Annotated in this window: 10 protein-coding genes; 4 read left to right on the forward strand and 6 right to left on the reverse strand. The window is 63.8% G+C overall.

The window, feature by feature from the left end; translation table 11 throughout:
- Nucleotides 1-101: 101 nt before the first annotated feature.
- Nucleotides 102-3,149, reverse strand: coding sequence for an aminotransferase class III-fold pyridoxal phosphate-dependent enzyme (locus U873_RS0102085; protein ID WP_025126657.1), 3,048 nt, complete (start codon nucleotides 3,147-3,149; stop codon nucleotides 102-104).
- Between the two features lie 137 nt (nucleotides 3,150-3,286).
- On the opposite strand from U873_RS0102085, the gene U873_RS0102090 reads away from it, so the two are divergent.
- Entirely contained in the window at nucleotides 3,287-3,724 is a 438-nt protein-coding gene (locus tag U873_RS0102090) for an Lrp/AsnC family transcriptional regulator (protein WP_025126658.1), read from the forward strand.
- 299 nt (nucleotides 3,725-4,023) lie between these two features.
- Here the strand turns inward: U873_RS0102090 and U873_RS0102100 are convergent, their stop codons facing one another.
- Entirely contained in the window at nucleotides 4,024-6,204 is a 2,181-nt protein-coding gene (locus U873_RS0102100) for a TonB-dependent siderophore receptor (RefSeq protein WP_025126659.1), read from the reverse strand.
- 264 nt (nucleotides 6,205-6,468) lie between these two features.
- Nucleotides 6,469-6,717, reverse strand: a complete 249-nt coding sequence (locus U873_RS0102105; protein WP_025126660.1) for an Arc family DNA-binding protein — start codon at nucleotides 6,715-6,717, stop codon at nucleotides 6,469-6,471.
- A 310-nt stretch (nucleotides 6,718-7,027) separates the two neighbouring features.
- Between U873_RS0102105 and U873_RS0102110 the strand changes: the two genes are divergently transcribed.
- Entirely contained in the window at nucleotides 7,028-8,713 is a 1,686-nt protein-coding gene (locus tag U873_RS0102110) for an alpha/beta hydrolase (protein ID WP_081818592.1), read from the forward strand.
- A gap of 308 nt (nucleotides 8,714-9,021) precedes the next feature.
- On the opposite strand, the gene U873_RS0102115 is transcribed toward U873_RS0102110, so the two are convergent.
- Nucleotides 9,022-10,413, reverse strand: coding sequence for an aldehyde dehydrogenase family protein (locus U873_RS0102115; RefSeq protein ID WP_025126662.1), 1,392 nt, complete (start codon nucleotides 10,411-10,413; stop codon nucleotides 9,022-9,024).
- 101 nt (nucleotides 10,414-10,514) lie between these two features.
- Here U873_RS0102115 and U873_RS0102120 point away from each other — a divergent pair, with 101 nt between their 5' ends.
- The gene (locus tag U873_RS0102120; RefSeq protein ID WP_025126663.1) at nucleotides 10,515-11,393 is read left to right on the forward strand and encodes a LysR family transcriptional regulator; all 879 of its coding nucleotides are present in this window, start codon (nucleotides 10,515-10,517) and stop codon (nucleotides 11,391-11,393) included.
- A 32-nt stretch (nucleotides 11,394-11,425) separates the two neighbouring features.
- Here the strand turns inward: U873_RS0102120 and U873_RS34190 are convergent, their stop codons facing one another.
- Nucleotides 11,426-11,740, reverse strand: coding sequence for a hypothetical protein (locus U873_RS34190; protein ID WP_218188921.1), 315 nt, complete (start codon nucleotides 11,738-11,740; stop codon nucleotides 11,426-11,428).
- Between the two features lie 111 nt (nucleotides 11,741-11,851).
- Nucleotides 11,852-12,472 (reverse strand): LysE family translocator, encoded by a 621-nt coding sequence (locus U873_RS0102130; protein ID WP_025126664.1) that lies wholly within the window; start codon nucleotides 12,470-12,472, stop codon nucleotides 11,852-11,854.
- A 337-nt stretch (nucleotides 12,473-12,809) separates the two neighbouring features.
- Here U873_RS0102130 and U873_RS0102135 point away from each other — a divergent pair, with 337 nt between their 5' ends.
- On the forward strand, nucleotides 12,810-13,340 hold the full coding sequence (locus U873_RS0102135) for a glyoxalase superfamily protein (RefSeq protein ID WP_025126665.1): 531 nt from the start codon (nucleotides 12,810-12,812) through the stop codon (nucleotides 13,338-13,340).
- Nucleotides 13,341-13,367 lie beyond the last annotated feature (27 nt).

Below are 13,367 nucleotides of genomic sequence, written 5' to 3' on the forward strand. Positions count from 1 at the left end.
GTACCCGCTCAAAGCACGGGGCTTCGAGCGGTTGTGCAGCGCCGACGGCGGGGCACCAGGCGCTTCCCCAGCCTGTGCTTGCCTGCCCTGTCAGCGGCGATCTATGCCAGGGCGGCCTGGAAGCTCTCGTCCAGCACCTCCAGTAAAAAGTCCGCGTTGGCTTGACTGAAAATCATCGACGGACGCATTTTCAGCACATTGTCATGGGGGCCTTCTGTGCCGATCAGAATGCCTCGCTCCCGGGCCCCGTCGGCGACTTTTTTGGCCAGGCCTGTGGCTGGGATTTTCGTTTGGCGATCGGTCACAAGCTCGACCCCAAGGAACAGCCCAAGCCCCCGCACATCACCGATTGCATCGTATCGCTGCTGCAGTTTGCGCAAGCCTTCGAGCAGGTAGTTGCCTATGGTCAGGGCATTGAGCTTCAGCTTGTCGCGCTCGATCACCTCCAGTACCGACAGGCCAACAGCGCATGAAACCGGGCTGCCGGCAAAGGTGTTGAAGTACTCCATGCCGTTGTTGAAGCTGTCGGCGATCTCCCGGGTGGTCACCACCGCGGACAGGGGGTGGCCATTGCCAATGGGCTTGCCCATGGACACCGCATCGGGCACCACGCCCTGGGTTTCGAACGCCCACCAGTGGCTGCCGACGCGACCAAAGCCGACCTGGACCTCGTCGGCCAGGCACAGTCCGCCCTCTGCACGCACCAGGGCATAGACTTCTTGCAGGTAGTTTTCCGGGAAGAACAGTTGCCCGGCGACGCTGGGAATCGACTCGGCCAAAAAGAACGCCGGGGATCGGCCCTGCTTGCGCATGTCATCAATCTGCTGCGCGACGCTTTCGGCGTAGCGCTTGCCCAGCTCCTCGAACGGCCAGTCTTCAGGGGCTCGGTAGGCATCCGGAACGCTGGCTTCGAACACGTGCGCGGCGCGGCCTTTGCCGGCCTTGCGCTTGTACTTGTAGGGGCTGAGGTCGATCAGTTCCTGAGTGGTGCCGTGGTAGGCCCAATCCAGCACGATGGCATCGTCGCGCCCGGTGTGATTGCGCGCCATGCGCAGCATGAGGCTATTGGCTTCGCTGCCGGAGCAGCCGAAGGAGGCCACCGCCAGGCCTTGGGGCAAGGTCGCGGTGAGCCGCTCGGCGTACTCCACGAGGTGGTCGTGCAGGTAACGGGTGTTGGTATTCAGGCGCGCGGCCTGGCGTGCAAGGGCCTCCACCACATCGGGGTGGCAGTGCCCGAGGTGGCAGACGTTGTTGAAGCAGTCCAGGTAGGCCCTGCCAAAATTGTCGATCAACCACACCCCATCACCGCGCACGAACTTGATCGGGTCCGAATAGGAAATCGACAGGTTCGGCAGCAGCAGTTCTTTGCGTTTTGCCACGATCTCTGCCTTGCTGCGCCCCTCCTGGCTGTAGGTTTCCGGGGGAATGCCCGCGAGGGCGGAGGCGTCGGGGAACAGGTCGGCCCAGACCTGCAGATAGGCCTGTTCACCGACGCCGATAAACTCGCTGGCCTGCAACCCGGTGTCGGTGGACATCTGCAAATGCAAATGCGGAATCCATCCACCATTTTCCTGATCGTTTCCCATGTAGCCGACCAGTGCGCCAGCCTCCAGATGGTCGCCAGGCTTGAGGCGCGTCAGCGCTTCCTGAGCCATGTGGCCCCACAGGGTCAGGAATGGCGGGCAACCTTCAGGTGCATGCTCAAGCATGATCAGGCCGCCATAGCCCAGGGGCTCGTGCTCGACCTCGACGCTGCGCACCACACCGGCCACCGGGGTATACAGCGGCGTTGCGGCGGGCATGATCAAGTCGATACCAACGTGCAGGACCCGCCGCTGCCCGGTGATAAAACGCGATTCGAATGCGCTGTCGGTGTAGATGGTCCTGACCTCGCCCCAGGGGCCGACGCCGAGCTTTACGTGGTGTTCCCTTGAAAACGCCTTCCACCATGCCGTCGCTTGCGCTGGGCGCTGCTCGGCCGAGGCGACCGTCATCACATGGGCGGCATCGCCGAACGGCGCGATCATCTTGTTCAGGGTCGCCGCGCCGGGCCGCACGATGTCCGCGAAGGACTGGCGGTGCTCGGCCACCCAGCTTCGGATCGCCCCCGCGCCTTCGATCGCATCGAAGCCGCAGGCCTTGCGCAGGATCGCCGTCGCCAGTCGCGGGCTCATGCGGTCCATCTTTTCCAGGAGGCGCCAGGCCGGGGCTTCGCTGATGGCCAGGTAGGGGTTGTCCTGGGTCTGTGCATGTCGCGATGCGGACAAGGTCACGCTGGTGACCAGGCGCATGGCGATGAGGTTGAACAGCACGTCCAGCTCTTCGGGGTGCAGCGGGTATTGCTCGTGGAAGCCGGCCGCCAGGGCGGCAGCGGCGCCAATCGGGTCGTCCATGTCGAGGATGGAGTAGGCGCAGGTGATGGCGACTTCGGCAATCAGGATCGTGTGCAGCGCATCGCCGAAATCGATGATGCCCGAGACTTGCTGGTGGTCCTGGGCGTCGACGAGGATGTTCCAGTCATTGCCGTCGTTGTGAATGATCTGCGCGCGCAGGCGGGAAAGCCGCGGCTGCACGTTGAGTTCGAAAGCCTCGATGAAGCGCAGCAGAATGGCCCTTCTGTCCGGGTCCTTGATGAAGTGCAGGCGCGAGCGCGAACGCCCGGCGTGACGCAGGTCCCAGTCCAGATCCCGTACCGCCCCCGGGTGCATGAAGCCCTGCAGCGCCCGGTCGATCTCACCGAACGACCGGCCCAGGTTGCGCATCAATTCGACGCTGCGATCGACCTCGGCCAGCGGCGTGCCGGGCAACCAGCTGACCAGCCGCACCGCATGGGTTTCGCCAGTGGGCGCAACCGCAGAGGCGAGAAAATCGCCCGCCAGGCTCTTCTTGAGAAAGGGCACGGTCAGCTCGGGAGTGTGGTTCGCCAGGTGGCTGAGAATGGCCGCCTGGAACTCGCTTTCGATCCGTGGCTCGGAGGCGTTGACGACTTTGAGAATCCACTCGGCCGCGGTTCCGGTGGTCAATCGGTAGTTGCGGTCGCGCTCGCCATCCAGCGGCGTGGCGCTGCCGATCACGTTGAACAGCTGCTCACCCAGCTTTTCGGCATCTGCTGTCGAGAACGAGGGCGCGGGGTGGGAAAGATTTGTCATCGTTATTATTTTCCGAGCGATATTTCAGTTAGCTTGGCATGGGGAATCCTCGAAGACAGTAGGTATGGGGTCGGCTTTGGCCGGCATATGGTCGGAATCGACCGGCATAATTTCGGTAGCAGAATGGAGGGGTGCTGATGCGCGACCTGGACGCGAAAGATCGCGAAATACTCGAAATACTGTCGAAAGAGGCGCGAGTTGCACTGAAGACCTTGGCGGCGAGGATCGGCCTTTCCAGGAGCGCGACCAGCGAGCGGGTGATCAACCTTGAACGCAGCGGGGTGATCCGTGGCTACCGCGCGGATATCGGCGAGATCGATGCCAATGTGATTCGGGCCATCTTGCTGGTGAGCCTCAAACGTACGCCCGCAATCAGCCTGCTGGACCTGCTGGCGCAGAACTCCCAGGTGCGACGCGTCTCTTCCGTCAGTGGCCAGCTCGATCTGGTCATCGAGGTGGAATCGCGGACCATCGATGACCTGAATCGGGTGAGAGACCGGGTCGCGAGCCACGAAACCGTCGAAGACATCACCACCGCGGTGGTGCTGCGGCGCGATATCGATCGGCAGAGTTGATCACCCGGCGCCGAAGGGGCCGAAGCCTGGGGAGCCAGGTTGCCGGTGCTGGCTGAAGGGAGGCCGCTGAGTGACCGCGAGTGGCTCGGGTTTTCGTGGCAGCAAGGCAGTGGGGGCCTTGAGGTCAGGCAACAAGGCGCGGGTGGTGTGGTTTCCGCGTGCCAGGGATCAGGCCATGTGTTTGCAGGCGTTCATGCAGCAGCGCCACCCGGGCTTGCCCGATGGCGCCACGGCCACCAAGCCGACCGCGAGCAAGCAACCGGCCCAATGACGCGGTTGCGTGAAGCGCTGAGCGGCGGTCAGAAGTTGATCGATGCACTCAAGCGTGCGGTCAGCGGCGGGCCCTGGAACAGGTAGTCGTCCCCCAGGTATTCGCCCACGTCGCGCCAGTAGCGCTTGTCGAACAGGTTGTCCACGGTCAGGCGCAGCACTGTGTCGTAGCCATCGATGCGCGTGCTGTAGCGGCTGCCTATATTGAACACCGCGTAGCTGCCGGCCTCGACATTGCCCACCCGGTCGGCGTATTTGCTGGCGCTGTATTGCACGCCTCCCAGCAGCGCCAGGCCATCGAGCCAGGGCAGGGCGTAGTCGCCCTGCAGGCTGGCGCGCAGCTTGGGCACGTTGAGGGCCTGGTGGCCTTCGTAGGCCGGGGTGTCGGTGCCGCTGACCCGCGAGCGGATCGCCGCGACGCTGGCGGCGATCTGCAGGCGCTCGCTGGCCCAGCCGTTGGCCGAGATTTCCAGGCCGGTGTTTTTCTGCTGGCCTTGCTGCATGTAGGTGAGCGCGCCGTCGGCATTGGGGCGCGAGTATTGGTTGGCCTGGCGCATCTGGAACAGCGCGGCAGCGAAACTCATGCGTTGCCAGTCGTACTTGAGGCCGGCCTCGATCTGGCGCGAAGTACTTGGTTCGAGAATTTCACTCTTGTTGGTGGCGAACCACGGCGCCTCACCACCCAGGGCCAGGCCCTTGCTATAGCGGGTATACAGCGCAAGGTTGGCCAGGGGTTTATAGATCAGTGCCGCTTGAGGCAGAAACACATAGCGCTGGGTATGGCGGGCGCTATTGCTATTCTGGTCGAAGCTCTCTTCATCGAGACGCACTTCGCGCCCGCCAAGCACGGTCTGCCACTGCTCGTTGAAACGGATCCGATCATTGAAGAACAGCCCGTACTGGCGACTGTCCAGGCGTCGGTGGGAGTCTTTGAGCGAGCCATCGTAGCGCGGATGGTTCTCGGGTTCGCTGTTGATATTGCCGGTGCCGATCCACTCGTTGATCGACTCGCGCTTGTCCACCACCCGCCGGAATGCACTGGTCCCGACACTCAGTTCATGGCCGAGGCGACCGGTGTCGAAACGCCCGCTGAGCACTGCCTGGACCTCGTCATTGCGCCGGGTATCGTCGGGGCTGCGGAAGTCGTAGATGTCATAGGTCCCATCGGGGCCGAAGGTGTTTTCCGGGCCGGGAACACCGCAGCCATAGCAACCCCACGCAAACGAGCTGTAATCATCAATCACCACCCGACTACGTGATGCACTGACATTGCCCTTCCAGTCATCACTGAAGCGGTACTCGAAGTTGCCGTTGAAATTCAGGGCCTCGCTGCTCACCGGCTTGCTGCCGCTCTGGTGGCCGAGGAGTTTTTTCGGCGAGGCGTGATGGGGCAGGGCGCTGCCGCCCAGCAACTGGTAACCCGGCGCCGAGCGTTGTTCCTTGGTCTGGTATTCCAGGTCCAGTTGCAGCAGGGCGTCGGGGCTGATGTTCCAGTCAAAGGCCAGGGAGGCGAAATCCCGCTGGCCATTGGTGTGCTCCACGTAGGAGTGCAGGTCTTCATGGGCCAGGTTGGCCCGCAGGCCGAACTGCTGCTCGCTGCCGAACCAGCCGCCGACATCGGTAGCCACATAACCGCTGCCACGGTCGTCGGTGGACACCGTGACTGAGCGCACATCGGTGGGGCGCTTGGTCAGGTAGTTGATCAACCCGCCGGGTTCGCCGATGCCGCTTTCCAGGCCGGACAGGCCCTTGAGCACTTCCACCCTTTGCTTGTTTGCCAGGCCGACGTTCTGTTCCCCGGCAATGCTGCGGCCATTGATCCGGTAGCTGTTGGCGGCGTTCAGCGCAAAGCCGCGGACCATGAAATTCTCGTAGTAGCCCACCGGTGCATAGCTCTGGCCCACCGACGCATCATTGCTCAGCACCTCGCTGAGCAGGCGCGCCTGCTGGTCCTTGATCAGGGCTTCATTGAACACGCTGATGGAGGCCGGGGTGTCGAGCAGCGGTGCTTCCTCGAAGCCGGCCACCGATGCAGTTTCCGCCTGATAGTCCTGGTGCGCTTGCCCGGTCACGGTCTGGGTCGGCAGTTCGGTGCCCGTGGCCTGGGCCACCGAGGCGCTGCCGGCCAGCAGCAGGCCCAGGGTCAGGCGGTTGAAGGTCAATCCTGTGGTGCAGGCTTCCAGGCGGGAAGTCTGGTCAATCCGGTTCATGAACATTCCTTGAGGGCCACCCTGTGCGCAGGCGATGGCCTGGCACGGCTGGCGGTGGGCAACCTGCGCGTGAATCGGGGAGCAACTGGGACGTCCTGAGGGTGTCAGGCCGGTGCATGATGGCAGCTGGCAGGCGTCGGGGTGCGCTTGAAACAGGCGCCATCATACAAGCTGTGGTGAAGGGGTAAAGGTAGTTCAAGGGCCAGTTGGGGCGGCCGCCGCCAAAGGCCGGGTGCAGTGCCGGCCGGCGCCGCAAAGGCCAGGTTACTGGCCAGTCTCCTGGCTTTCCGGTTGCAGGCATTCGATCTGCTTTTCCAGTGACTCGACTTTCTTCAGCAGCAGCGTCAGGAGCTTTTCAGACAGTTCATAAGCCGTGTCGTCGGCCAGGGACTTTTCCAGGCGGTTGACGATTTCATTGTTCATGCTGCGGTTCTGTACTTTGGCAATGCTCTTGACTTGTGCGTGAAGATCATCCGGAAGACGAACAATGAACTTCTGGGCGGGTAAGTGCATGCGGGACCTCTAGCGTTATTTCTAAAATGACATCATAGGGAGGTCACTCCCTCGGTTAATGCAGGAAAATTCTGAAAATCAGCCATATCGGGAGCGCAAATACCCGGCATATTTCTCGCTCGATGTAATCCGGCTTCCAGCCCGAGCCGAGAAAACGCCTCAAGGGCCCGGCGCCGAGAGACAGCGGCGGCGCTCAACGGAAAAAAAACGCTGGCCGAGTCACGGTTTGCGCAAAAGTACCTATACCTAATGTGGCGCGACGCCAGCATCGCTGCGGGGCATCGCCAGGCAACCCACAAGGAGGTGCTCCATGGGCGAACAACCGTTGATCATCGTGGTCGGTGGCCTTGGCCATTTCGACGGGGCCTGGAAGCGGCTCGAGGCGCGGCTGCGTAAGCAGGGGTTCGCCGGTGACTGGCATTTTCACGATACCCGCAGCCCGCAGAATCTCTTTCGCGGAGCCCGGGTGCGCGACCTCTCCCTGGCGCTGATCGCGAAGATCAACCACCTGGCCAAGGACCGCAGGCGCATCATCCTGGTGGGGCACAGTGCTGGCGGCATGGTCGTGCGCGACGCTTACCTGGTGGCGGCAGGCGCCTACGCCGATCATTCGCAGCGGCTCGAGTGGTGGGACAAGGTCGAGGCGGTGCTGTTGTTCGCTTCCCTCAATCGGGGCTACCGGCCCTACGCCAGCGCTTCCTGGGCCTTGGGCCTGGCGCTGATGAAGCTGGTGACCCTGCAGTGGCTGTTTCTCACGCCGCCGTTCAGTTTTGCCCTGGGCTGGCTCATGGAGTTGGAGAAAGGCTCGTTTTTCGTCACCGACCTGCGTTTGGCCTGGATGCGCCACTTTCATCATCGGGGGCAGGAGCATCGGCCTTTTGTCGTGCAGTTTCTGGGGGATATCGATGGTGTGGTCGCCCGTGAAGATGTGCGTGATACCGAGGCGTTTGCCAACTCCTACACGGTCACCATCAAGGGGGCCGACCACAACAACCTCTTCGATCCGCACGCGCCTCCAGCGGCTGAGGGGTTTACCCAGATATTGCAGGTGTTCCAGAACCCCGATCCGCAGGCGCGCAACCCCGAGCAAGCGCGGACGCTGGAGGTCAGCGGGCCCAGGCTGGTGGTGTTCGTGCTGCATGGCATTCGCGATGGCAATTCAGGCTGGGTCACCGACCTGACCGAGGCCATAGAGCAGCGCTGCAAGGACCAGGAGATCAACAGACGGCAGCTGGAAAACATCGAGGGGGCGGATGGGGCTTTCATGGAGCCGCCGGTGCTCGTCGACCGTTCCACCTACGGCTGGTTCTCGGCGATCAAGTTCGCCTTGCCCTGGGTACGGCGCAGCAACCTGCCCTGGTTCCTCGATCGCTACAGCTATCACATGGCGCGCAACCCCGATGTGCAGTTCCATTTCATTGGCCACAGCAATGGCACCTACATCCTCGGCACCAGCCTGCTGCAAGTGTCGTCCCTGAAATTTGAACGGGTGTACCTGGCCGGCTGCGTGCTGCCGCGGGAGTTTGCCTGGCAAGCGATGCTCCCCGATCGGGTCGCCACGCTGGTCAACCAGTGCAGCTCCGAGGATTGGCCGGTGGGTGGCTTGTGCCGAGGCTTGCAGCGGATCGGTTTCAGCGATGTGGGGACGGGCGGCGTCGACGGTTTCGATGACCTGGAGGGCAATCCCTACAGCACACAGACCCGCTGGTTCAACGGTAACCACGGCAAGGCCCTGCAACGGCCGAACCAGGCGCAGATTGTCGATTATGTACTCGGGCAAACCACCCACAGCCCGTTGATGCCTGATCCGACCGGGGCCGATTGGTGCCCGCAGCCGCCGGCGCGCTTCATGTTCAGGATGCAGGTGTGTGCTTCGCTCCTGGCGGTTATCAGTATCGTGCTGGTCTGCCTGGCGGGGTATGGCCTGGCCCATCACCATGAAGGGCTGGTGATGATCGCGGCGGTGCTGCTGTACTTCGTGCTGGACACCGTCTGACCCTCCACGCCTGCCCAGGTGCCTGGCCGCAACGGGCCGGCATCCAGTGCTTGGCCATCACGCAAGCGCCAACACCCAGCGTGGCGAGGGCGCTTGCGCCCGCTGGGGGGCGTAGCGGCGCCAATGGCTAGCCCGCCCAGCCTTGACCGCAAACCCCGCACGCCGGGCTAACGAGCGTTGCGCCCCGGAGCACCGACCGCCCGAGGGAGAGCAAGCGCCTTCACCCCCCTTGATCGCACAGAACCTTGAAAGCTGTATCCGGTCGGTTTGCCTGTCCCTGCACTCAGCGGCCCAGGCGGATCATTGCATCAGCGCCGATCCAGCCACACCGTCTGGGCGTTGCAGAACTCACGCACGCCAAAGTGCGACAGCTCGCGACCAAAGCCGCTTTTCTTCACCCCGCCAAAGGTCACCCGCGGGTCGCTGGCGCTGTAGCCGTTGATGAACACGCCGCCGGTTTCCAGCTCGTCGGTGAAGTACCGGGCCAGTTCCAGGTCCCGGGTGTAGACGGTTGCGGTCAGGCCGAACTCGCTGTCGTTGGCCAGTTCCAGGGCGTGACGGGCATCCCGGGCAGTGATGATCGAGGCCACCGGGCCGAACAGTTCCTGCTTGAACGAGGTCATCTGGTCGGTGACGTCGGCCAGCACCGTGGGTGGGTAGTAGTTGCCGGTGCCTGAGGCCTTGTGCCCGCCCAGCAGCAGGGTTGCCCCCTCGGCCAGGGTGGCCTGGACCTGTTGGTCGAGCTCGTCACGCAGGTCGAAGCGGGCCATGGGGCCGATGTAGGTGTCGCCTGCCAGTGGGTCGCCCATCACCAGGGCGCGGGTGGCTTCGACGAACTGGCGGGTGAAGGCCTCCACCACGCCTTGCTCGATGATCAGGCGCTTGGCGGCGGCGCAGACCTGGCCAGTGTTCTGGTAGCGGCCAATGACCGCGGCTTTGACCGCCTCATCCAGATCGGCATCGTTGAGGACGATAAAGGGATCGGAGCCCCCCAGTTCCAGCACGCACTTTTTCAGCGCCGCGCCGGCCTGGGCGCCGATGGCCATGCCGGCGCGCACGCTGCCGGTCAGGGTCACGGCGGCGATACGGCGGTCGACGATGGCCCGGGACACGCCGTCCGGGGTGACGTTGATCAGCTCGAACACGCCCTCAGGGAAGCCGGCGCGCTTGAATGCCTCCAGCAGCAGGTAGGCGCTGCCCATGACATTCGGCGCGTGCTTGAGCACATAGGTGTTGCCGGCCAGCAGCGCCGGCACTGCGCCGCGCAGCACCTGCCAGATGGGGAAGTTCCACGGCATGACCGCGAGGATCGGCCCCAGGGGGCGGTATTCGATGCGCGCCTTGTCGTTCTCCACCAGGGTCGCTTCGGGGGCGAGCATGGCCGGGCCGTGCTCGGCGTACCACAGGCACAGCTGGGCGCATTTTTCGATCTCGCCCCGTGCCTGGGGCAATGGCTTGCCCATTTCCTCGGTGATCATCCGCGCCATGGCCTCGCTGTTGTCCCGCAGGGCCTGGGCCAGCGCCTGGAGCCACTGGGCGCGGGCGCCGACAGGTTGGCGCTTCCACTGGCCGAAGCCGCTTGCCGCGCGGCCCAGGGCAGCGTCCAGCACCGCGTCGGATTCATAGGGGTAGGCACCGATCTGCTCGCCGGTGGCGGGGTTGATCGACAAGGCGTGGGTGTGGCTGGAGACAAGGGTCATGGCACCGTCCTGCACGGGTGGGATTGACGGCAGGTTACGGGGCTGGTTCTTTGCTGAAAACTGAATAATATTGAGCAAGTCATTCACGTTTGGAGAATGCTGTGGATCTGGTCCAGCTGGAAATCTTCAAGGCCGTTGCCGAGCAGGGCAGCATCAGCGCTGCCGCGCAATTGATCCATCGGGTGCCGTCGAACCTGACCACGCGGATCAAGCAACTGGAGCAGGACCTCGGGGTGGAGTTGTTCATCCGCGAGAAGAGCCGCATGCGCCTGTCGCCTGCCGGCTGGAACTTCCTCGACTACGCGCGGCGGATTCTCGACCTGGTGGCCGAGGCGCGGCTGACCGTGGCCGGCGAAGAACCCCAGGGGCCCTTTGCCCTGGGCTCCCTGGAAAGCACCGCGGCGGTGCGCATTCCGGCCCTGTTGGCGGCCTACAACCAGCAATACGCCAAGGTCGAGCTGGACCTGTCCACCGGCCCTTCGGGCACCATGATCGAAGGCGTGCTGTCGGGGCGCCTGGTGGCGGCGTTTGTCGACGGCCCGGTGCGCCACCCGGCCCTGGAAGGGCTGCCGGTGTTCGAAGAAGAAATGGTCCTGATCGCCCCCCTGGGGCACGCCCCCATCAACCGCGCGCGGGAGGTCAATGGCGAAAGCATCTACGCCTTCCGGGCCAACTGCTCCTACCGCCATCACTTCGAGAGCTGGTTCACCCAGGACGCGGCCGTGCCGGGCAAGATCCATGAAATGGAGTCCTACCACGGCATGCTGGCCTGCGTCAGCGCCGGTGCCGGCCTGGCGCTGATGCCCCGCAGCATGCTGGAAAGCATGCCCGGTTGCGCCACGGTGAGTGTCTGGCCGTTGTCGCCGCGCTTTCGTTTCCTCCAGACCTGGCTGGTCTGGCGGCGCGGCACGGTGTCCCAGAGCCTGAGCATGTTCGTGAAGTTGCTGGAGGAGCGGGGAGCGGTACTGGCGCAGGCTTGAAAGGGCGAGGGTTGGTCAGCGAATGGCGGGAATCAGGGGCGCGTTGGATAGAACTCACCGTCATCGCCCTGCACCCTGGCGTCCAGCGCCTGTGCAATGGCTTGCAGTTTGCGGATGGCTTGCGGCGTCGGGTTCTTGGTATAGAGCTCACCCAGTTGCGGGTTGTACCAGAGGGGAAAGGATTGCCCCGGCAGGGCAACCAGGAAGTCCTCGCTGCTGTTGGTCGCATCCGGGGCGACTTGGCGGTCGAGCCTCAGGTAAGCCTGCCACTGTTCAATGGTGATTTCCGGCCCGGACTCATCCGCCCAGAAGGGCTTGCGGGTGATGTGCACGTCGTAGCCAGCCACGGCTCAGGTGCTGGCCAACAACAGCAGGATTGCAAAGGCGGTACGCATTTAAAGCGGCTCCGAAATGTGCGGCGCAACGCCCGCTGAAACCTGGGCGGCCCGGGCTTGTCCTCAGCGCTTGCTCAACGCCAGTCGCGCGGCGAACAGCACGAAGATCATGCCGGTGGTGCGGTCCATCCACTGGATCACCTGTTGCCGTTGCAGCATCCCGGCCAGGGGCCGGGTGGCGCCGATCAGCAGCAGTGACCAGGCCAGGCCGATCACCACGTGAATGCTCACCAGGCCAAAGGTCCAGGCCACCAGCGGCTGGCCCTGGGGGATGAACTGGGGAAGAAAGGACACGTAGAAAATCCCCACCTTGGGGTTGAGCACGTTGCCCAGCATGCCTTTGACAAACCAGTGGGTTCCGGGCTTGTCGCCCGTACCCGTGGCAGAGAATGAGCGCCGCGGGCGCAACAGCATGTTCAGGCCCAGCCAGGCGAGGTAGGCCGCGCCGCAGTACTTGAGCAGGCTGAAGGCCAGTTCCGAAAGCGCAAGCAGCGCGCCCAGGCCAAATGCCACGGCGGCGCCCCAGATCAGGCAGCCGGCATTGACCCCGAGGGCGGCGCGCAGCGCCTGTTGCCGGCCTTCCACAGTGGCGGTGCGCAGCACCAGGGCGGTGTCCAGGCCCGGGGTCAGGGTCAGCAGGGTGGCGGCCAAGGTAAAGGCCAGGAGCGTGTCGGCGATGGACATCGGAGCATGTTCCAGAACTGGAGTTCGCGCACAGTAACAGGCTCGACTAGCGGCCGGAAGAACCCGGCATCCTGACCTGCCGAGGCTGCTCCCGAGGCTGCAGGCCTGCAAGCGGCACTGCCCATGGGCGCTATGAAAAACGCCGCTGCAGAGGCGCCGGAACAATCTTTCGCCGGTCAAAGCGCCTGTGTATGATCGCAGCGGGCCGATGCTGCCCGCCGCTCGCTCCCCTCGGGAAAGGTGAAAGCATTGCTGTCGGTTCCAGACCCTGTCGTTTCTCTTGATGGTCGAGGTTTGGCAATGCGAGCACCCAGCGCCCTCGACCCGAGGAGGAATGATGTTTTCAATCGAGCAAGCCAAACAGATGGCCAAGCGCCTGCGCAGCGCGCTGGCCGCCGGCAACCAGCAGGTGTCCCATGTCACGGCCCTGGAGCTGGTGGCCCGGCAAATGGGCTACAAGGACTGGAACACCGCAGCGGCCTCGCTGCCCCGGCCAGACGCCGAAGCGAGCATCAGCTTCGAACGGCCGATCCCGATCCTGCGGATGTTCGACGAAGCCAAGGCCCGGGAGTTCTACCTGGATTTCCTCGGTTTTGCCGTCGAGTTCGAGCATCGCTTCGAGGCCGATCTGCCCTTGTACCTGGGCATCAGCCGCGGTGGTCTGCAGTTGCATCTGTCGGAGCACCACGGCGATGCCAGCCCGGGTTCGACGATCTTCGTACCGATGCACAATATTGAGTTGTTACGGGACGAGTTGCAGGGCAAGCGCTACGGCTATGGGCGGCCGGATATTGTCCAGCAGGGCTGGGGCCAGGTGCTGGAAGTCTACGATCCGTTCGGCAATCGGATCCGCTTCTGCCAAAGCTGATGCGGCGGGCGGACTGGGTGCGCCCGG

This window comes from Pseudomonas sp. PH1b, assembly GCF_000633395.1.
Taxonomy (GTDB): Bacteria; Pseudomonadota; Gammaproteobacteria; order Pseudomonadales; family Pseudomonadaceae; genus Aquipseudomonas.

Bases quoted from the DNA above. Each gene is read 5' to 3' on its own strand.
- U873_RS0102115 (WP_025126662.1), bottom strand. From the start codon at position 10,413: ATGACCCTTGTCTCCAGCCACACCCACGCCTTGTCGATCAACCCCGCC.
- U873_RS0102135 (WP_025126665.1), top strand. From the start codon at position 12,810: ATGTTTTCAATCGAGCAAGCCAAACAGATGGCCAAGCGCCTGCGCAGC.
- U873_RS0102090 (WP_025126658.1), top strand. From the start codon at position 3,287: ATGCGCGACCTGGACGCGAAAGATCGCGAAATACTCGAAATACTGTCG.
- U873_RS0102130 (WP_025126664.1), bottom strand. From the start codon at position 12,472: ATGTCCATCGCCGACACGCTCCTGGCCTTTACCTTGGCCGCCACCCTG.
- U873_RS0102110 (WP_081818592.1), top strand. From the start codon at position 7,028: ATGGGCGAACAACCGTTGATCATCGTGGTCGGTGGCCTTGGCCATTTC.
- U873_RS0102085 (WP_025126657.1), bottom strand. From the start codon at position 3,149: ATGACAAATCTTTCCCACCCCGCGCCCTCGTTCTCGACAGCAGATGCC.
- U873_RS0102105 (WP_025126660.1), bottom strand. From the start codon at position 6,717: ATGCACTTACCCGCCCAGAAGTTCATTGTTCGTCTTCCGGATGATCTT.
- U873_RS0102100 (WP_025126659.1), bottom strand. From the start codon at position 6,204: ATGAACCGGATTGACCAGACTTCCCGCCTGGAAGCCTGCACCACAGGA.